The organism is Microlunatus sp. M237 (genome assembly GCF_056896895.1).
In genome coordinates, this window is sequence record NZ_JBXHBL010000002.1 from 269554 (window position 1) to 287950 (window position 18397).

The window sequence follows — 18397 nt, forward strand, 5'->3', positions numbered from 1 at the left end:
CCCTATGCCGCCGTGCTGACGCCGCGCCTGGGCCACCGCCGGGTCATCGGGCGATCGCGTCGACGACCGCCTGCAGATAGCGCCGCGTGGTGCGGGCCTGCAGCCGGCGCGCCACCGGTGAACCCAGCCGGACCAGAGGCGACCCCGCCCGGCTGACCGCGCGAACCACCACCGTCACCCGGTCGGCGGTGTCGCGCTCGATGAGGAACTCCTCCACACCGGTCACCGGGTGCCCCGGAAGAGTCGCATAGCGGAAGCCGCGGCGGTGGTCGGTGTCGTAGACCGCCGTCACCCGACAAGGGGCGAGCACGTCCACCGGCCCGATCCCGATGGCCAGCACCACGGTGGTCCCCAGCTCCGCCGCTGGGGTGCTGGCGACCACCTGCAGTCCAGCACCGGTCTGCATGCCCCAGGCCCGGACGTACTCGCCGGCGGCCAGCAACAGCTCGTGGCCGTGGCCGAGCTCACGCCGCTGCTCGATCCGCATCATCGTGGCCAGGTCGGCAGCCGGGTCGGCGCTGGAGGTGGGCTGCTGGCTGCGGGCCCGGGCCAGCCGTCGCTCGGCGGCGGCGCGGTCGCCGCGTACGGACATCGCGACCATGTCGTCTCCTCGGTCTCGCCCAGCTCGCTTGGCCGGGTCAGGCTCAGTCGTCCTGCCCCCAGAAGATCCGGTCCACCACGTGGCGGGCCCGTCGGGTGACCCGTTGGTAGTCGGCGAGCAGGTGTGACGACTCCCGCGGTCCATAGCCCATCAGCTCGGCCACCGCCTCCAGGTCCCGGCTGTCGCTGGGCAGCGAGTCCGAACCCCGGCCGCGGACCAGCATGATCTGGTTGCGGATCCGGCTCGCCATCAGCCACGCGGCCTCCAGGTGACCGCAGTCGACCGGATCGAGATAGCCGGCATCGCGGGCGGCCCGCAGCGCCACGATGGTGCGGGTGGATCGCAGCGCCGGCACCTCCCAGGCGTGCTGGAGCTGGAGCAGCTGCACAGTCCACTCGACATCGGCCAAGCCACCGGGGCCGAGCTTGGTGTGCTTGGCCGGGTTGGCCCCCCGGGGCAGCCGCTCGGCCTCGACCCGCGCCTTGAGCTTGCGGATCTCGGTCAGCTGGGAGGGAGTGAGCCCGCCCTCCGGCCAGCGACGGGTGTCGATCTCCGCCACCAGCGCGGCCCCCAGCTCCTCGTCCCCGGCCAGCGCCTCGGCCCGGATCAGCGCCTGCAGCTCCCAGGTCGAGGACCATCGGCTGTAGTAGTTGCGGTAGGCGGACAGCGAGCGGATCAGCGCGCCGCCCTTGCCTTCCGGCCGGAGATCGGCGTCGATGCTGAGGACCGGGTCGGCACCCGGACGGGCCAGCAGCTTGCGCATCGCGGTGATCACGGCCGCGGCCGAGCGGGTCTCGTTCTGGTCGCTGTCGGCCATCACGAACATGGCATCGGCGTCGGAGGAGTACGACATCTCCCGGCCGCCCCACCGGCCCATCGCGATGACCGCGATCCGCGGCACCGGGGTGATCTCGGCGTGGTCACGCGCAACGGTGAGCGCGGCGTCCACGGTGGCCGAGGCGAGGTCGGCGAGAGCGTCGCCGACGACGAGCACATCGTTGAGGCCGAGCAGGTCGCCCACCGCGACCCGGAAGAGCTCGCGGCGGCGGATCGCGCGGATCGTCTCCACCGCCGCCACCGGGTCGTCGTGCCGGCGCGCCGCGATGTTCATCTCCTTGCGCAGGTCCACCAAGGACCGGGGCACCAGCTCCTCGTCGTTGGCGAGCATCTGCACCGTCTGCGGCGCCCGGGTCAGCAGCTGGACGGCATAGCGGCTGGACGCCAGGATGCGGGCCAGTCGCTCGGCCATCATGCCCTCGTCGCGCAGTGCGCGGAGATACCAGTGGGTGGTCCCCAACGCCTCCGACACCTGCCGGAACGCCAGCAGCCCGTGGTCGGGGTTGGGTGCGCCGGCGAACCAGCCGAGCATGGCCGGCAGCAGCTGGCGTTGGATCTCGGCCTGTCGGGTGACGCCCTGGCTGAGCGCGCCGATGTGCCGCAGCGCCGCTGTGGGGTCGGCGTAGCCGAGGGCCTTCAGCCGATCGGTCGCCGACTCCGGGGTCAGCCGGAGCTCCGAGGACGGTATCCGTGCCACAGCGTCGAGCAGCGGGGAGTAGAACAGTCGCTCGTGCAGCCGCAGCACCCGGTGGGTGCAGGAACGCCAGGTGCTCAGCAGCTCCTTCGCCGGGTCGCCGTAGCCCAAGGAACGGCCGATCCGGCGGAGGTCCTCGTCGCTGTCGGGCAGAACGTGGGTACGCCGCAGCCGGAACAGCTGGATCCGGTGCTCCAGCGTCCGCAGGAACCGGTACGCCAGCCCGAAGCCCTTGCCGTCCTCGCGCCCGACGTAGCCGGCATCGATCAGCCGCTTCAGGCTCTCCAGCGTGCCGCGCGAGCGCAGCCGGGTGTCGACCCGGCCGTGCACCAGCTGCAGCAGCTGCACGGAGAACTCGACGTCGCGCAGCCCGCCGCGGCCGAGCTTCAGCTCCCGGCCTGCGTCGCGGGCCGGGATGTGCGCGATCACCCGTTTGCGCATCGCCTGGCTGTCGGCGACGAAGTGCTCCCGCTCGGCGGCGGTCCAGACACGAGGGCTGACCATGTCGACGAACTGCTGGCCCAGCTCGAGGTCCCCTGCGCTGGGACGAGCCTTGAGCATGGCCTGGAACTCCCAGGTCTTCGCCCACGTCGTGTAGTAGGCCTCGTGGCTGGCCAGGGTACGGACCAGCTGACCGGCGCGGCCCTCCGGCCGCAGGGCGGCGTCGACCTCCCAGATCGTGCCCGCGCCGGTGTGGGCGGAGCAGATCCGGCTCAGCTCGCCGGCCAGCCGGGTGGCCACGGTGATGGCCTCGTCGGTGGACACCACCGGCTCGCCCGCCTCGTCGAGCGCGGGCTCCGCGACGAAGATCACGTCGACGTCGCTGACGTAGTTGAGCTCCTGGGCGCCGCACTTGCCCAGGCCGACCACCGCCAGTCGGCAGGTCAGGGCCCGCTCGCCGAGGCTGCCGCGGGCGATGGCCAGCGCGGCCTCCAAGGTGGCGTCGGCGAGGTCAGAGAGCTCGGCGGCGATGTCGTCGAGGATCTCGATCGGCTCGGGGGCGCAGAGGTCGCGGGCAGCGATCCGCAGCAGCGCGCCGCGGTACGCGATCCGCAGCGCATCACCGGTCAGCTCGGTGGCGACCGGGACGGCTGCGTCCGGATCCGCGCCGGCGGCTCGCAGCATCTCGGTACGCAGCTCCGCTGCGCCATGGCGCTCCACCGGCACCTGCAGCAGGTCCAGCTGCTCGGGGTGGGTGATGACGTGCTGCTGCAGCGCCGCGCTGACACCGAACACCTGGATGAGCTGCGTGGCGAGGACGTCATCAGCCAGCAACCGGGTGCACACTCCCGGCAGCACGTCGGCGAGGCGGTCCAACCCGGCCAACGCCAGGTCCGGGTCGGGCGCGGCGGCGACCACGTCCAACAGCGGCTCATGCACCTGGTCCCATTGCTGCACGATCCGGGCCGCGGTGGCGGAGTCACTGAAGCCGCGACGAGCCAAGGTGCCCTGGGTGGTCTGCAGCCTGCTCACGCAGGCATGCTAGCCGGAGGGCTCGGACCTGCTGCGGCGCGCAACGCTCCGGCACGGGCGTTGTCGCCGATCAGGCGCGGCGACGGCCGGTCAGCGTGGCTGCGGTGATGGCCGCGAGTGCGCAGGCAAGGGCCCAGGCGACGGGGATACCCATGGTCGGTGGGCGCACCGTGGCGGCGAGCGTGACGAGAGCCGCGACACCGACGGCGGTGCCGAGCTGAGCGCCGGTGTTGAGGATGCCGGCGGCGCTTCCGGTGAGGCTGTCGGGGACCGCGGTGCCGATACTGGTGGCTGCGACAGCGGCCATCCCCAGGCCGGCTCCGGCGACCACGACACCGCAGAGGATGCCGGGCCGGCTTCCCTGGGTGGCGCTGAGCACGGCGGTTCCGGCGGCCACGGCGGCGAGTCCCCAGCCGGCCAGACGGTGGGGCGTCAGCCGACGCGCGAGCGGTCCGGCCAGGACCGAGCCGACGATCACCGCCAGGCTGAACGGCAGCAGGGACAATCCGGCCTCGACCGGGCTGGCTCCGCGTTGTTGTTGCAGATGCAGCGCGACCAGCACCCCGGCTGAGCTCGTGGTGGCGGTGTTGACGAACGAGACGGCAGTCCCGGTCCGCAGGTTGGCACTCGCCACCGCCTGCCGGGGCACCAGAGGATCGGCGGCTCGTCGCTGCTGACGAACGAACACGGCAGCCACCAGCACCCCCGCGGCGATGGCACCGATGCCCCAGCTCCGCAACTCATCTCGCTCCACCATGGAGGTGCCGACGACCACGGCCATGATGAGGACGACCAACAACGACGCCCCGGCCAGGTCGAGACTGCGGCGGTTTTCATCGCGCGGCGCCGGTGGCACGGTGATGGCGATCGCGACCAGCAGGGTGAGCCCGATCGGCAGGTTGATCCAAAAGATGGAGCGCCAGCTCCACAGATCAGTCAGGAATCCTCCGGCGAGGAAACCGAGGGCGCCGGCGGCGGCTCCACTGGCACCCCAGGCGGCGACTGCGGCGCTTCGCCTCCTCGGGTCTGGGCTGAGGTGCAGCAGGAGCCGCAGGGCGCTGGGAACACTGACGGCGGCGGCAAGGCCCTGCAGTGCCCGCGCGATCACCAGCTGCACGATCTCCTGAGCGCTGAAGCCGAGCACGGCCACCACGGTGAACGACGCGACGCCGACCACGAGGACACGCCGGTGGCCGTAGCGGTCGCCCAGCCGCGCCCCCACGATCAAGAACGCGCCGAAGAACATCGCGTACACCGTGGCCAGGACACCGGTCGACCATCGGGGGGCGGCGAGGTCAGCGGTCATGGCGGGGATGGCTGTGGTGGCGCTGGTCACCCCGAGGACGTCGACGAACTGCACCAGGCAGAGCGCCACCGCACCCGCCGTCGCTCTTCTACCGTTTCCGGGGATCACCCGATCAGGCTACTTCAACGATGAAGTGCAAGGCTAGCGTCATGACGGATGCATCTCGGCCTCGCCGCAGGATGCGACTCCGCGATGTTGCCGACGAGGTGGGCGTCTCGGCGAAGACCGTCTCGAACGCCTACCGGGCCCCCGGCCAGCTCACTCCCGAATTGCGACAGCGGATTCTCGAGGCCGCGAGCCGGCTGGGATACGCAGGGCCGGACCCCATCGCCTCCGGCTTGCGACGGGGCCGGGTCGGGGCCATCGGGGTGCTCTACGCCAACCAGTTGTCCTACGCCTTCGACGACCCCAACACCAACGCGCTGCTCGCCGGCGTGACCGTGGCCGCGGGAGAGGCGGCCGTCGGGTTGTTGCTGCTGCCAGGATCGGCCGACCCGACACGTCGAACGGCCGCCGTCTCTGACGCCGTCGTCGACGGCATCATCGCCTCCTCCCTGGCCGAGGACGACCCGCTGCTGCAGACCTGCGTCGACCGGCGACTGCCGCTGGTCGTCGTCGACCAACCCGATCCCTCCGTCCTGGCCCGCCTCAGGCCTGACCCCATACCGTGGATCGGCATCGACGACCGGGCGGCGGCCTTCGAGATCGCCGAACATCTGCTCCTCCTGGGCCACCGTCACCTCGGCGTCGTGTCGTTCGCCCTGCGGCGGACCACTCCGACCGGCTTCGCCACCGTCGCCGACCAGGACACGGCCACGTTGTCCGTCACCAGGAATCGACTCGCCGGATACCGCGCCGCAGCCGAGCGATATGACGTCGACTGGACGCAGGTCCCCATCTCGCAGGGTGTCGACAGCACGCCCGCCGAAGGCGAGAAGGGTGCGCTCGCTGTGCTGAGCACCACTCCCCGCCCGACGGCACTTCTCTGCCTCAGTGACCGACTCGCCGAAGGTGCCCTCGTCGCGGCCACCAGGCTCGGTCTCCGGGTGCCCGAGGACCTGTCGCTGGTCGGATTCGACGACGCGCCCAACCTGGCACACAATCTCGCGCTCACCACCGTGCACCAACCCAGCAGACTGAAAGGGCAGTACGCCGCCCAGGCTCTCCTCGCCCTGACCAACGGAACCGCCGTCAGCCCGGTCCCCCGCCTCGACACCCACCTCGTCGTCCGCGGAACCACCCGCCCCCCGATCTCTGGCCCGTGAAGGAGTGCCCCATGGCGGACGCTACGCCCCCCGACGTGAAGATCATCCCGTTCACACAGCACCATCGCGAGCCACTGTTGGCGCTGTCCCTGCGAGCGTGGGGGCCAGTGTTTCCACTGCTCAAGGAAGCGGTCTCGCCCTTCGTCTACGAGTCGTTCTATCCAAAGGGCTGGCGCAAACGGCAGTACGACGACGTGGCCACCGTGCTGGACGCCGAGCCCGACAACGTCGATGTGGCGATGATCGATGACTTGGCGGTGGGGTGGGTGTGCACCCGGTTGCACCCCAAGGACAGCATGGGCGAGATCTACGTCCTCGCGGTCGACCCGGCGCATCAACGGCACGGGGTCGGTCGTGCTCTGATGGAGCAGGCGCAGGAGCGGTGTCGACGCGCCGGCATGCGGATGATCATGGTCGAGACCGGTGACGACCCCGGCCACGAACCGGCGCGCCGGGCGTACGAAGCTGTCGGCTTCGAGCGATGGCCCGTCGCTCGCTATTTCAAGGAGATCCCCGACACCACCGGCTAGCAGCTCGTCCGTTCAATAGCGCGGCAGGGTCGGATCGTAGATCGGGTCCACCGTACGCATGTAGCTGGTGTCGTCGCGCTCCTGCCGTCCAGAGGCGACGTACAGCTCGTGCTGGCGGGCCAGGGCATCTCGGTCCAGCTCGACGCCGAGCCCCGGACCGCTCGGTACGGCCAGGCTGCCGTCGACGAACTCGAGGTCTCCGGCTACGACGATGTCGGAGTCCCGGTTCCACGGGTAGTGGGTGTCGCAGGCATAGCTGAGGTCAGCCGTTGCCGCACCGAGGTGCGTCATGGCGGCCAACGAGATGCCCAGGTGCGAGTTGGAGTGCATCGACAGGCCAAGACCGAAGGTGGAGCAGATGGCCGACAGCTCCATGCTGTGCCGCAGCCCACCCCACACGTGGTGGTCTGACAAGATCACCCCGACCGAGCCCTTCGCCACGGCGTCGGCGACGTCGTCGAAGCCGATCACGCACATATTGGTGGCCAGCGGCATCCTGACCTCCCGCGCCACCTCGGCCATCAGGTCACGGCCCAGCACCGGGTCCTCGAGATACTCCAGCTCGTCGACCAGCTCGCTGCCCACCCGGATCGCTGTCTCTTTGGTCCAGCCGCCGTTCGGGTCGATCCGCAGCGGCATCCCGGGGAACGCCTCCGCCAGCGCCGAGATGGCAGCGATCTCCTCATCGGGCGGGAAGACGCCCGCCTTGAGCTTGATCGACTTGAACCCGTAGCTGTCGATCATGGCCTGCGCCTGGGCGACCACCCCGGCTGGGTCGAGCGCCGCGCCCCAGGTGTCGCCGACGGCGTCCCGGTCGGCGGTGGCAGGGTGCTCGGCCCACTTGTAGAAGAGGTAGGCGCTGTAGGGCACGGCATCGCGCACCGGCCCACCGAGCAGGTCACAGACCCGCACGCCGAGCAGCTTGCCCTGTGCGTCCAGGCAGGCCACCTCGATCGGGGCGAAGACGCCGCGACTGGCCTTGGTCGGTCGGCCGACCGCGCCCCCGCCGGTCAGGGTGGCGCCGCCCAGCCGTTCGGCGATGCGCTGCTCGATCAGCTGGGTGGCGAACACGTCGAGACCGATCACCGCGTCGCGGACTGCTTCCAGCTGGGCCACCCGGGTCGCTCCGCCGGCGCACTCGCCCAGCCCGACTGTGCCGTCGTCGAGCACGACCTCGACCACACAGCGCAGCGCGAGCGGCTCGTGCACCCCCCAGGAGTTGAGCAGTGGCGGGTCGGCGAAGGCCAACCCGGTGATGATCAGGTCGCGGATCTTCATGACACCTCGGGGGCTCGGATCCGTCCGTGCTGGACGGATCGCCGGACACGCGGAGCCGGGCGGTCGCGCTGCATCGCCCGGGTCGTCCGAGGCTGACCCTACCGGTGCCTGTTCGCACCTGCGCGGCGACGGCCCTCGCGCTCCGCCCGGCTCAGAGCTGAGACAGCACCTCCGCAGCGATCAGCTCGAGGTGGTCGACGTCTGTGGTGTCCACTGTCTGCAGGTAGACCCGGCTGGCACCCAGCTCTCGTAGCCGACCGAGCTTGTCGACGGCCTGCGCCGGTGAGCCACTGACCGACACCTCCGCGAAGCCGTCGGGGTCGTTGCCGCCGTTACGCAGCCGGCGCTGGAACTCGGCGTCGTCGGCGCCGACGGCGGTCGGCAGGGCCACGGAGTATTTGATGCTGTCCGGGTCGCGGCCAAGATCCTGCGCGGCGGCGCGTACCCCGGCGAACTTCTGGGTGATGGTCGCCTCGTCGACGAAGCCGATGTTGAACTCGGTGGCGTACTGGGCGGCCAGTCGCGGCGTCCGCCGCGGACCGCCGCCGCCGACGATGACCGGCAACGGCTGCTGCACCGGCTTGGGCAGCGCCGGAGAGTCGGTCAAGGTGTACGTCTCGCCGGCGTAGGAGAAAGTCTCGCCGATCGGAGTGGACCACAGGCCGGTGACGATGGCCAGGTGCTCCTCCAGCAGCCCGAAGCGCTTCTCCGGAAACGGGATGCCGTAGGCGAGGTGCTCCTCGCGATACCAACCGGTGCCGAGCCCGAGCTCGGCGCGACCGCCGGACATCTGGTCAACGCCCGCGACCTGGATCGCGAGCACGCCGGGATGTCGGTAGGTGACCGACGAGACCAACGTGCCGAGCCGAATCCGGCTCGTCTCGCGGGCCAACCCGGCCAGCGTGGTCCAGGCGTCGCTCGACCCCGGCAGGCCATCGACCCGGTCGCCCATCTTCAGATAGTGGTCGGACCGGAAGAAGCCGTGGAAGCCGAGGCGCTCCGCCGCCTGAGCGTAGCTGAGCAGCTCGTCGTAGGTCGCGCCCTGCTGGGGCTCGGTGAACACGCAGATCTCCATGGCGCCATCCTTGCAAGGGCCGCCCACGGCGGCGGACCGGGTCGCCACCGGATGCGTACGCACCGGGTCGCCACCGGGTGCTACGCACCGGGTCACCCCCAGGTGCTACGCACCGACCCAGGCGCTCGCCGACGTGACTCCCAGCCGACGCGACTCAGCCGACGGCGCGCCGGGGCGTCGCCCCGGAGCTCGACCCAGCCAGGTCCGGCGCCCGGTGCGAGACCGCCAGCTGCGCCGCCCGGCGCGGGGAAGGTGCGAGCGGCCCGCCGGCGAGGTCGACCCGGAGCCCGCGGCGAGCGACCTGCGCATCGTGGAGCCCGACCTCGGCGGCATGCCGCAGCGCCCGGGCGGCGTCCGTGCCCGGCCACAGGTGGGTCAGCACCGTCACCGCGACGTCAGCCTCCAGCGCTAGGGCAGCAACCTGTCCGGCGCTGGAGAGGTACGCCCGCTCGTCCGGTGGCACCTCGTCGGCGAAGGTTGCTTCACCGAGCAACAGGTCGGCGTTCTTGGCCAGCGCGACCCGGTCCGAGGACGCGCCGCTGTCGCCGGTGTAGGCCAGCACCTCGCCGCCGGCGCTGATCCGCATCCCGACGGTGACGACGTGGTGCGGCAGCACCACCGTGTCGACCACGAACGGCCCCAGGCGTACCGACCCGCCGTCGTCGAGTCGGGCGACCTCCGCGGCCCGGTTCACGTGCCGGAGCTGGTCCAGGCTGAGGACGGCGTCCAAGGCTCCGCGAGGGGCGTAGACCGGCAACGCCGGCGTCGAGCTGTGGCCGGCCTGAGCGCCCCCGGCCAGCACCCTGGCCCGCAGCAGCGGATTCAGGTCGGCGCAGTGGTCCAGATGACCGTGACTGATCAGGACCGCGTCGACCTCGTCGGGTCCGCACACCTGGAGCAGCTGCGGCAGCACCGCATACCCCGGATCGATCAGCAGCCGGAACCCGTCCTGCTCCACCAGGTAGCCGCCGCAGGCGTAGTCGGCGGTCGGCCAGGCCGCACCGCCACCGAGCACGGTAAGAATCACCGAGCACACGCTCCTCATGCCGCTGACGTTTGAGAGATCAGGCGATCTCGATCCGAGCGACTCCTGCCGTTCGGCCAGCGGTCCGGCCGTCACTCTAGTGACGCCGACTCGGCTTCGAGAAGACCTCCGCGACGACGTCTCACGGGCGAGCGGCGACGCCTGGGCTGATAGCGTTGCCGACCGTGGCCAGAGCGAAGGCGAACCCGTCCGAGGCGCTGGTTGCGCAGTCCCGATCCCTGCTCAGCTGGCTCTCGGCACTGCCGTCGGAGACTTTCGAGGTGGCCTCGGTGCTGCCCGGGTGGGATCTCCGGCTGCTGACCGGCCACCTGCTGCTGGTCCACCGCGGTCTGCTCCGCGTCCTGGACCAGCCGAGCCGGGAGCGGCCGCTGGCCATGGCCGACTACGTTCGGCGCTACCGACCCGCCGCAGCAGAGATCTCCGATCTGACCACCGAGGCCGCCGCCGGGCACACCGGTCCAGAGCTGGCGTCCCTGCTTGCGGCTGCGACCGACGCCACCGAGGAGCGTCTCGGCCAGGAGACCGACGTGACCCGGGTGGTGAGTGCGCCCCGCGGTCCGGTGACGGTGCAGGACTTCCTCCTGACCCGGCTGCTGGATCTCGTGGTGCATGCCGACGACTTCTCCCGATCGGTGCCCGAAGATCGCGAACCGGTGGTGCTGGTCCGTCCGGCGATGGCGTCGGCCTGCCGGACGCTGGCGGCGATCCTCGCCGCGCAGCATCCCGGCCGCTCGGTCGAGGTACGGGTGCCGCCGTACGCCGCCGTCCAGTGCGGCATCGGCGATCCCGGCCCCACGCACACCCGCGGCACGCCGCCGAACGTGGTGGAGACCGACCCGCTGACGTTCCTGCGGCTGGCTGCCGGCCGGATCAGCTGGGAGCAGGCCCGGATGTCCGGTGCGGTCTCGGCCAGCGGGCTCCGGGCTGACCTGGAGCCGGTGCTGCCGTTGCTCTGAGCCCGGCGGCTCTGTGGAACCAGCAGCAGCCGGTTGAGCGGCTCAGCGAACCAACAGCAGCCAGGTGAGTGGGTCAGAGGACCGGCAGCAGCCGGTTGAGCTCCATCGGCGTCACCTGGCGGCGATACTCGTCGAACTCGGCCCGCTTGTTGCGCAGGAAGAAGTCGAAGACGTGCTCGCCGAGGGTCTCGGCGACCAGGTCGGAGGACTCCATCACCCGGATCGCCTCGTCCAGGTTGCGCGGCAACGGAGAGATCCCCAGCGCCTGACGCTCCCGCTCGGTCAGTGACCAGACGTCATCCTCGGCCTCCTCCGGCAGCTGGTACTCGCCCTCGATGCCGGCCAGACCGGCGTTCAGCATCAGGGCGAAGGCCAGATAGGGGTTGCAGGCGGTGTCGATCGAGCGCAGCTCGACCCGGGCTGAGGCACCCTTGTTGGGCTTGTACATCGGGACCCGGACCAGGGCCGACCGGTTGTTGCGGCCCCAGCAGATGTACTTCGGGGCCTCGCCGCCGCCGGCCAGCCGCTTGTAGGAGTTGACCCACTGGTTGGTGACCGCGGTGATCTCCCCCGCGTGGCGGAGCAGGCCGGCGATGAAGTGCCGGGCGATCTTGGACAGGTGGTGCTCGGCGCTGGCGTCGTAGAAGGCGTTGTTGTCGCCCTCGAACAAGGACATGTGGGTGTGCATGCCGGAGCCGGGGTGCTCGGTGAACGGCTTGGGCATGAAGGAGGCAAGGATGCCCTGGGACAGCGCGACTTCCTTCACCACCACCCGGAAGGTCATCAGGTTGTCGGCGGTGGACAGCGCGTCGGCATAGCGGAGGTCGATTTCCTGCTGGCCGGGAGCACCCTCGTGGTGGGAGAACTCCACCGAGATGCCCATCTGCTCCAGCATGGTGATCGCCTTGCGGCGGAAGTCACTGCCGACACTTTGCGGCGTGTGGTCGAAGTAGCCCGACTGGTCGACCGGGACCGGCGGCTGGCCGGGGACGATCGGGTCCTTGAACAAGAAGAACTCGACCTCGGGGTGGGTGTAGAAGGTGAAGCCGAGGTCGGCTGCCTTCTTCAGCGCCCGCTTCAGCACATACCGGGGGTCGGCGTAGGACGGCGAACCGTCGGGCATCTTGATGTCGCAGAACATCCGCGCGGTGGCGGGCTTGGTGTCGCGCCACGGCAGCACCTGGAAGGTCGACGGGTCGGGGCGGGCCACCATGTCGGACTCATACACCCGAGCGAAGCCCTCGATCGCGGAGCCGTCGAAGCCGATCCCCTCGGCGAAGGCACCCTCGAGCTCCGCCGGGGCTATGGCCACCGACTTGAGAAAACCAAGGACATCGGTGAACCACATCCGGACAAAACGGACGTCGCGTTCTTCGATGGCACGCAACACGAACTCTGTCTGTTTGTCCACGGGCTCAGTCTGCCTGTCGACGTGTAACGACGGCGTTACATCTGCGGATCTCCCCGCAACACCTCGGGCAGTACCCTCTCCCCGTGCCCCACATGCGACTCGCCCTGGCCCAGGTCAACGCGACGGTCGGTGATATCTCGGCCAACGCCGACCTGGTGATGGACTGGTCGCGCCAGGCGGCGGAGGCCGGAGCGGACCTGGTGTTGTTTCCCGAGATGGTGCTCACCGGCTACCCGGTCGAGGACCTGGCCCTGCGGCAGAGCTTCGTCGAGGCCTCCCGCACGTCGGTCACCCGGCTCGCGACCCGGCTGTCGGAGGCCGGGCTGGCCGAGCTCGTGGTGGTGGTCGGCTATCTGGACCGCACCGAGAAGCCCGGCCATCCCAAAGGCGGCCATCCGCAGAACCGCGCCGCGGTGATCACCGGCGGCCGGGTGGTCACCTCCTACGCGAAGCACCACCTGCCCAACTACGGGGTGTTCGACGAGTTCCGCTATTTTCAGCCGGGCCACGAGCTGCAGGTGGTGCGGATCCGCGGCGTCGACGTCGCCGTGGCCATCTGCGAGGACCTGTGGCAAGACGGTGGCCCGGTGGCCGCCGCGGCCGAGGCCGGGGCCGGTCTGCTCGCGGTGATCAATGCCAGCCCGTACGAGCGGGACAAGGACGACACCCGCGGCGCCCTGGTGGCCCGCCGCGCCGGCGAGGCCGGCTGCGCACTGGCCTATGTCAACCTGGTCGGCGGTCAGGACGAGCTCGTCTTCGACGGTGACTCGATGATCAGTGACGCCGCGGGCCAGATCGTCGTCCGCGGCCACCAGTTCGTCGAAGAGCTGGTGCTGGCCGACCTCGACCTGCCGGCCGGCACCCGTCAGTCACCCGGTCTCAGTGCCGATCCTGAGGCACCCGGCCTCAGTGGCATGACCATCTCCCGGCACCTGGTCAGCGAGGCCGGTCCAGCACGGTCGGACTGGATCACCCCGGCGATCAGCGATCGGCTCAGCGGACTGGAGGAGGTCTACTCCGCCCTGGTGATGGGGCTGCGTGACTACTGCGTCAAGAACGGCATCCAGCGGGTCTACCTCGGCCTGTCCGGGGGGATCGACTCCACCCTGGTGGCGGCCCTGGCCTGCGACGCGATCGGGGCGACCAACGTGTACGGGATCTCCAACCCCAGCTCGTTCTCGTCCGAACACTCCAAGAGCGATGCTCTCGATCTGGCGCAGCGCACCGGTCTGCACTTCAGCACGGTGCCGATCGCCCCGATCGTCGACGCGTTCGAGTCGGCGGTCGAGCTCGACGGGATCGCGGCCGAGAACCTGCAGGCTCGGGTCCGTGGCGTCATCTGGATGGCGGAGTCCAACCAGCACGGACCGTCGATCGTGCTGGCCTGCGGCAACAAGAGCGAGCTCGCCGTCGGCTACAGCACCATCTACGGCGATGCCGTCGGCGGCTTCGCTCCGATCAAGGACGTACCCAAGACGTGGGTCTGGGAGCTCGCCCGGTGGCGCAACGAAGTCGCCGCTGCTCGCGGTGAGCAACCGCCGATCCCACCCGGCACCATCACCAAGGAGCCCAGCGCGGAGCTCCGTCCGGGACAGAAAGACACCGACTCGCTGCCGCCCTACGACGTGCTGGACAAGATCCTCAGCGACTACGTCGAGGGCGACAAGGGCCGCGAGGAGATCATGGCGATGGGCTACGACGCCGAGCTCGTCGATCAGGTGATGCGACTGGTGGACCGGGCCGAATACAAGCGCCGCCAGTATCCGCCGGGGACCAAGATCTCGTTCAAGGCGTTCGGCCGGGACCGGCGGCTGCCCATCGTCAACGGCTGGCGCGAGGGCCGCTGAGGCCTCGATGACGACGCCGGCTACCCCGCCTCCGCCGCCGGGCTGGTATCCAGACCCCGCGGGAGGCCCAGGGCTGAGGTATTGGGACGGGCAGCATTGGACCGGGCAGACCCAGTCGGCCGGTGCGCCCGCCGCCACCCGCGGTGGACGGGGCGGCCGCGGGCTGCTGGTGGTGTTGCTCGCTGTCCTGCTCGTCGGCGTGCTGGCAACGGGCGTCCTGCTGCGCAACCGGGGTGACGACCGCGCCGAACCGCTGCCCAGCTCCACCGTGGTCGGCGGCGACGACAGCTCCCCCACCCCCACCCCGTCCCAGTCGCCGTCGCCGTCGCCTCGGGTGTCGCCATCCCTCGACCAGCCCTCGGCGCAGCCACCCTCCCGACCGGTCGACTGTGACCTGGCCCAGCCGGACCAGCTGGACGCCCCGCCCGAAACCGACCGGGTGCAGGGTGGGCCGCTGTCGTTCCGCCGACTACCCGAGCCCTGGGGCGAGCCGGTGTCCACCGCGCGGTTCCCGTACAGCAGCGACTCCTACGTCCAGACCCAGTCACTGCCGGAACGGCTCCCCTGGCAGGCCTCGGCCCAGGTGGGGCTGGTCGCCTTCGACGACTATCCGGGAGCTGCTCGGGCCGCCCAGGTCCTGCTGCAATGCGTGCTCACCAGCGACTTCTACACCTCGGTCGCGGTGACCCTGAGTGAGAACAAGACCAGCAGCACCGCCGTCTCCGGCCACCGGTCCGCACGGGTGGACGCGCTGCTCACCTTCGATCATCCGGACCTGGAGACCAACGGCTCGCGGCTGCGCATCATCGTGGTGGAGTCCGATCCGGTCAGCTATTATTTCTCGGCCGTTCCGATGGAGCGCAAAGACCTGATCGACCAGCTGGACGCCGCCACCCGGTCGCTGGAGGTGCGCTGACCATGAGCATCCCCGGCTGGTATCCCGACCCGGACCAGACCCCGAACCGGTACCGCTACTGGGACGGGCAGCGCTGGTCCGCGGCCACCACCACCGACCCCCGTTCGCCCGCCCCCAACCCCACGACGGCCGGCCCCGCCGTGGCCGGGGGATCAGCCGGCCCGGCTCGGCCGAGCGGGCGTACGCCGCTGGTGGTCCTGCTGGTGCTGCTGCTGGTGGTCGGACTCACCGTGGTCGCGCTGGTACGCGCGGGCCGCGACGACCTGGCGGATGATCTGCCGGCGCCGCGGGCACCCAGCAGTGGCTGGGACGACAGGTCGCCGACACCCACCCCGCCGCCCTCCCGGACGCCGTCGGCCGGGGCGAGCGCCCCGCTGGTGCCCTGCCCGGAGGGCGAGCCGGGGGCCCGCCGCGACTACCCGGCGGACGGCCGGATCCGCAGCGGCAATCTCAGCTTCACAGCGGTGAGCTCGTTTCGGCCCGCCGCTCCGGAACCACGACTGAGCTTCGCCCACGACGTCACCCAGCAGTATCTGGGCGTCAACGACAGCCCGGGCTGGATCGCACAGCTCGCTGTGGGCCAGCTGCTGGCAGCCGACGGCTTCACCACCACGGCGAGAAACGCCGCCGAGAGCGTGGTGCAGTGCGCGGTCACCACCGAGATGTACCTGCCGTACGGCCCGACGCGGACCGACCTGCGCAGCGAGGCGATCACCATCTCCGGTGTGCAGGGCTGGTTGATCGAGACCGATATCGCCGTGAACACCCCCGGACTGCCGTTCCCGGGCGACCACTGCGTTTTCGTGGTCGTCCCGCACGGAGCGGACTGGAGTCTGTTCTTCGGCGCCGTGCCGATCCAGAACGCAGACCTGACCTCCACCCTGAATGCGGTGGTGGCCGACCTCACCGTCTCCTAGCTGCAAAATGGGGACATGCTCGTCGCCTTCAGCATCGCCCCCACCACCTCCGACGCCGACGGCTCGGTCAGCGAGGCGGTGGCCGAGGCCATCCGCATCGTCCGTGCGTCTGGTCTGCCGCACGAGACCAACGCCATGTTCACCAACCTCGAGGGCGAGTGGGACGAGGTGATGTCCGTGGTCAAGTCCTGCGTCGACGCCCTGCTCGCCCGCTCCGACCGGGTCAGCCTGGTGCTCAAAGCCGACATCCGTCCCGGGCACACCGGTCAGCTGGTGGCGAAGGTCGAGCGTATCGAGGAGCTGATCGAGCGTCGTTCCAGCGGTACCGACCCAGTTCTGGACTAACCTGACCCGGTGTCCATGCCCGGCTGGTATCCCGACCCTGCGGGGACGCCCCGCCGCTTCCGTTACTGGAACGGCACGGCCTGGTCCGAGCACACCACGGCCGACCCACAGTCGCCACCGCCGATGGGCGGTGCCGGACCGCTGCCCGGTCCCGGCCAGAAGCCACGCCGAGGCTGGCTGGTCGCTGCGCTGGCTCTCGTTCTCGTGCTCGCTCTGCTGGGCTGGTTCACCGTCTCCGCACTCCGCGACGACGGTGACGTGATCGGACCGCTACCCAGCTCCACGGTGTCCGGCTGGGACGACAGCAGCCCGACCGACACCCCGAGCCCCACTCCAACCCCCAGTCCAACGCCCACTCCCAGCGCGTCGCCGTCGTCGGCGATGGCGTCCTGCCCAGAAGGTGAGCCGGGGACGGTGGCCGACCACCCCGCCGACGGCCGGATCCACGGTGGTGGACTGTCCTTCGCCCCGGTCAGTGGCTGGCGGGACAGCGCCTCGACCGGCGGGCTCAGCTGGACCTATGACGCCAACGGCCAGGACGACCTGGTGGAGCCCGGCTGGATCGCGCTCGTCGCCGTGGCCGCGCTACGTACCGCCGACGGCTTCGAGGCACCGCAGCAGTCAGCCGAGGCGGTGATGCAGTGCGTCGCGTCGTCGTCGTACTACCTGGGGTTCACCGGCCGGTCCGACCTGAGTTCCAAGGCCGTCACGGTCGACGGTCACTCCGGCTGGTCGATCCGGTCCGAGATCCGGGTCGACGATGACCCGGGTCGCACCGTCGACGGCGACGTCGTCGAGGTCATCGTGGTCGAGCTCGACCAACCCGAGTCGTTCGCGATGTTCATCGGCGCGGTGCCGATCGGAGACACCGCTCGGCTGAAGATCCTGGACCAGACGATCGTCGGTCTGCGGGCGGACTGACGACCATGCGCTTTCTCCGCGCCCTTCTCGTTCCCTCCAACGAAGGTTGAACCGTGGCCGTTGCCGGTTGGTATCCCGACCCGGACCAGACTCCGCACCGCTACCGCTACTGGGACGGTCAGCGCTGGTCAGCCACGACCACCACCGATCCCCGTTCGGCACCGCCGCCGTCACCGACCGTTCCCGCGCCCGAGGCTCCACGCCGTGGCCGGCACCGGATGCTCGTCGTTTCGCTGGCGGTCCTGCTCGCTGTCGTTCTGGCCACCGCCTGGCTGCTTCGAGCGGGCGATGAGACCGCCACCGAGGAGACCCGGTCGTTGCCGTCGCGCAGCGGCTGGGACGACTCCAGCCCACTGCCGACGCCGAGCCCGACCCCGTCCGTGAGCACCTCCCCCACCCCGGACACGGTTCCCAGCGATCCCGTCGAGGTGGAATGCCCGGTCGGCGCGCCATCGGAGCTCGGCGACCATCCGGCCGACGGCAGGGTGCATGGCGGCCGACTGTCCTACGCGCCGGTGCCCTACACCGAGTCGGCGTCGATCGCCATGCTGAGCTGGTGGTTCGACGTCTCCGGCCAGGAGCAGCTGACCGAGCCCGGCTGGGTGTCCGTCTTCGCCGTCGGAGAGATGGTCCGCGGCGCAGGCACCCAGACTCCCCGCGAGGCGGCCGAGGCCTCGATGCAGTGCGGGATCACCAACGGCTGGTATCGCGACTTCACCGGCCGTACCGACGTCAGGTCCGAGTCGATCACCATCTCCGGACATCGGGGCTGGGTCATCACCGCGGAGATCCGGGTCAACAAGCCGGGTCTCAGCGTGCCCGGCGACCTGCTGACCTTCGTCGCCGTCGACGACGGCCGCAGCGACCGCCTGTCGATGTTCTGCGCCATGGTGCCGATCGGTGACCGCGAGCGGATCGCGTTCGCCGACGCCGCCAGAAACAGCCTGCGCGTCGACGGCTGAGCCACCCGGCCCAGCCTT

General features: G+C 70.4%; 16 protein-coding genes. 9 read left to right on the forward strand and 7 right to left on the reverse strand.

The window, feature by feature from the left end:
* Window positions 1–43 precede the first annotated feature (43 nt).
* The 3 genes from AC1XX3_RS07475 to AC1XX3_RS07485 form a co-directional block, all read right to left on the reverse strand.
* Window positions 44–601 carry a DUF1990 family protein gene (locus tag AC1XX3_RS07475; RefSeq protein ID WP_483320461.1) on the reverse strand — a complete coding sequence of 186 codons (558 nt, stop codon included), beginning with the start codon at window positions 599–601 and terminating at the stop codon, window positions 44–46.
* Window positions 602–644: 43 nt separating this feature from the next.
* Window positions 645–3605, reverse strand: coding sequence for a bifunctional [glutamine synthetase] adenylyltransferase/[glutamine synthetase]-adenylyl-L-tyrosine phosphorylase (locus tag AC1XX3_RS07480; RefSeq protein ID WP_483320462.1), 2961 nt, complete (start codon window positions 3603–3605; stop codon window positions 645–647).
* A 70-nt stretch (window positions 3606–3675) separates the two neighbouring features.
* Complete coding sequence (locus tag AC1XX3_RS07485; protein ID WP_483320463.1) at window positions 3676–5019, reverse strand: MFS transporter; 1344 nt, start codon at window positions 5017–5019, stop codon at window positions 3676–3678.
* Window positions 5020–5060: 41 nt separating this feature from the next.
* On the opposite strand from AC1XX3_RS07485, the gene AC1XX3_RS07490 reads away from it, so the two are divergent.
* Window positions 5061–6176: a LacI family DNA-binding transcriptional regulator gene (locus AC1XX3_RS07490; RefSeq protein WP_483320464.1), complete on the forward strand. Its 1116-nt coding sequence runs from the start codon at window positions 5061–5063 to the stop codon at window positions 6174–6176.
* 11 nt (window positions 6177–6187) lie between these two features.
* On the forward strand, window positions 6188–6706 hold the full coding sequence (locus AC1XX3_RS07495) for a GNAT family N-acetyltransferase (RefSeq protein ID WP_483320465.1): 519 nt from the start codon (window positions 6188–6190) through the stop codon (window positions 6704–6706).
* 12 nt (window positions 6707–6718) lie between these two features.
* Here the strand turns inward: AC1XX3_RS07495 and AC1XX3_RS07500 are convergent, their stop codons facing one another.
* From AC1XX3_RS07500 to AC1XX3_RS07510, 3 genes are all read right to left on the reverse strand, one after another.
* On the reverse strand, window positions 6719–7984 hold the full coding sequence (locus AC1XX3_RS07500; RefSeq protein ID WP_483320466.1) for a glucarate dehydratase family protein: 1266 nt from the start codon (window positions 7982–7984) through the stop codon (window positions 6719–6721).
* 151 nt (window positions 7985–8135) lie between these two features.
* A complete protein-coding gene (locus tag AC1XX3_RS07505; RefSeq protein ID WP_483320467.1) occupies window positions 8136–9059 on the reverse strand; it encodes an LLM class F420-dependent oxidoreductase in 924 nt (307 codons plus the stop codon).
* Window positions 9060–9213: 154 nt separating this feature from the next.
* Window positions 9214–10086, reverse strand: a complete 873-nt coding sequence (locus AC1XX3_RS07510; protein ID WP_483320468.1) for an MBL fold metallo-hydrolase — start codon at window positions 10084–10086, stop codon at window positions 9214–9216.
* Window positions 10087–10268: 182 nt separating this feature from the next.
* Here AC1XX3_RS07510 and AC1XX3_RS07515 point away from each other — a divergent pair, with 182 nt between their 5' ends.
* Window positions 10269–11060 carry a sterol carrier family protein gene (locus AC1XX3_RS07515; RefSeq protein ID WP_483320469.1) on the forward strand — a complete coding sequence of 264 codons (792 nt, stop codon included), beginning with the start codon at window positions 10269–10271 and terminating at the stop codon, window positions 11058–11060.
* Between the two features lie 73 nt (window positions 11061–11133).
* On the opposite strand, the gene AC1XX3_RS07520 is transcribed toward AC1XX3_RS07515, so the two are convergent.
* Complete coding sequence (locus AC1XX3_RS07520; protein WP_483320470.1) at window positions 11134–12471, reverse strand: glutamine synthetase family protein; 1338 nt, start codon at window positions 12469–12471, stop codon at window positions 11134–11136.
* A gap of 92 nt (window positions 12472–12563) precedes the next feature.
* Between AC1XX3_RS07520 and AC1XX3_RS07525 the strand changes: the two genes are divergently transcribed.
* The 6 genes from AC1XX3_RS07525 to AC1XX3_RS07550 are packed head-to-tail and all read left to right on the forward strand — an operon-like array spanning window position 12564 to window position 18379.
* Window positions 12564–14318 carry an NAD+ synthase gene (locus tag AC1XX3_RS07525; protein ID WP_483321161.1) on the forward strand — a complete coding sequence of 585 codons (1755 nt, stop codon included), beginning with the start codon at window positions 12564–12566 and terminating at the stop codon, window positions 14316–14318.
* A 7-nt stretch (window positions 14319–14325) separates the two neighbouring features.
* Window positions 14326–15234 carry a DUF2510 domain-containing protein gene (locus AC1XX3_RS07530; protein ID WP_483320471.1) on the forward strand — a complete coding sequence of 303 codons (909 nt, stop codon included), beginning with the start codon at window positions 14326–14328 and terminating at the stop codon, window positions 15232–15234.
* Between the two features lie 2 nt (window positions 15235–15236).
* The gene (locus AC1XX3_RS07535; protein ID WP_483320472.1) at window positions 15237–16151 is read left to right on the forward strand and encodes a DUF2510 domain-containing protein; all 915 of its coding nucleotides are present in this window, start codon (window positions 15237–15239) and stop codon (window positions 16149–16151) included.
* Window positions 16152–16166: 15 nt separating this feature from the next.
* Window positions 16167–16496 (forward strand): thiamine-binding protein, encoded by a 330-nt coding sequence (locus AC1XX3_RS07540; protein ID WP_483320473.1) that lies wholly within the window; start codon window positions 16167–16169, stop codon window positions 16494–16496.
* A 15-nt stretch (window positions 16497–16511) separates the two neighbouring features.
* Entirely contained in the window at window positions 16512–17417 is a 906-nt protein-coding gene (locus AC1XX3_RS07545; RefSeq protein WP_483321162.1) for a DUF2510 domain-containing protein, read from the forward strand.
* Between the two features lie 53 nt (window positions 17418–17470).
* Window positions 17471–18379, forward strand: a complete 909-nt coding sequence (locus tag AC1XX3_RS07550) for a DUF2510 domain-containing protein (RefSeq protein ID WP_483320474.1) — start codon at window positions 17471–17473, stop codon at window positions 18377–18379.
* The last annotated feature ends 18 nt before the right edge of the window (window positions 18380–18397 follow it).

Excerpts from the sequence above, each read along its gene's own strand:
- AC1XX3_RS07535 (WP_483320472.1), top strand. The coding sequence starts at position 15,237 with ATGAGCATCCCCGGCTGGTATCCCGACCCGGACCAGACCCCGAACCGG.
- AC1XX3_RS07525 (WP_483321161.1), top strand. The coding sequence starts at position 12,564 with ATGCGACTCGCCCTGGCCCAGGTCAACGCGACGGTCGGTGATATCTCG.
- AC1XX3_RS07530 (WP_483320471.1), top strand. The coding sequence starts at position 14,326 with ATGACGACGCCGGCTACCCCGCCTCCGCCGCCGGGCTGGTATCCAGAC.
- AC1XX3_RS07475 (WP_483320461.1), bottom strand. The coding sequence starts at position 601 with ATGGTCGCGATGTCCGTACGCGGCGACCGCGCCGCCGCCGAGCGACGG.
- AC1XX3_RS07505 (WP_483320467.1), bottom strand. The coding sequence starts at position 9,059 with ATGGAGATCTGCGTGTTCACCGAGCCCCAGCAGGGCGCGACCTACGAC.
- AC1XX3_RS07540 (WP_483320473.1), top strand. The coding sequence starts at position 16,167 with ATGCTCGTCGCCTTCAGCATCGCCCCCACCACCTCCGACGCCGACGGC.
- AC1XX3_RS07545 (WP_483321162.1), top strand. The coding sequence starts at position 16,512 with ATGCCCGGCTGGTATCCCGACCCTGCGGGGACGCCCCGCCGCTTCCGT.
- AC1XX3_RS07495 (WP_483320465.1), top strand. The coding sequence starts at position 6,188 with ATGGCGGACGCTACGCCCCCCGACGTGAAGATCATCCCGTTCACACAG.
- AC1XX3_RS07500 (WP_483320466.1), bottom strand. The coding sequence starts at position 7,984 with ATGAAGATCCGCGACCTGATCATCACCGGGTTGGCCTTCGCCGACCCG.
- AC1XX3_RS07490 (WP_483320464.1), top strand. The coding sequence starts at position 5,061 with ATGACGGATGCATCTCGGCCTCGCCGCAGGATGCGACTCCGCGATGTT.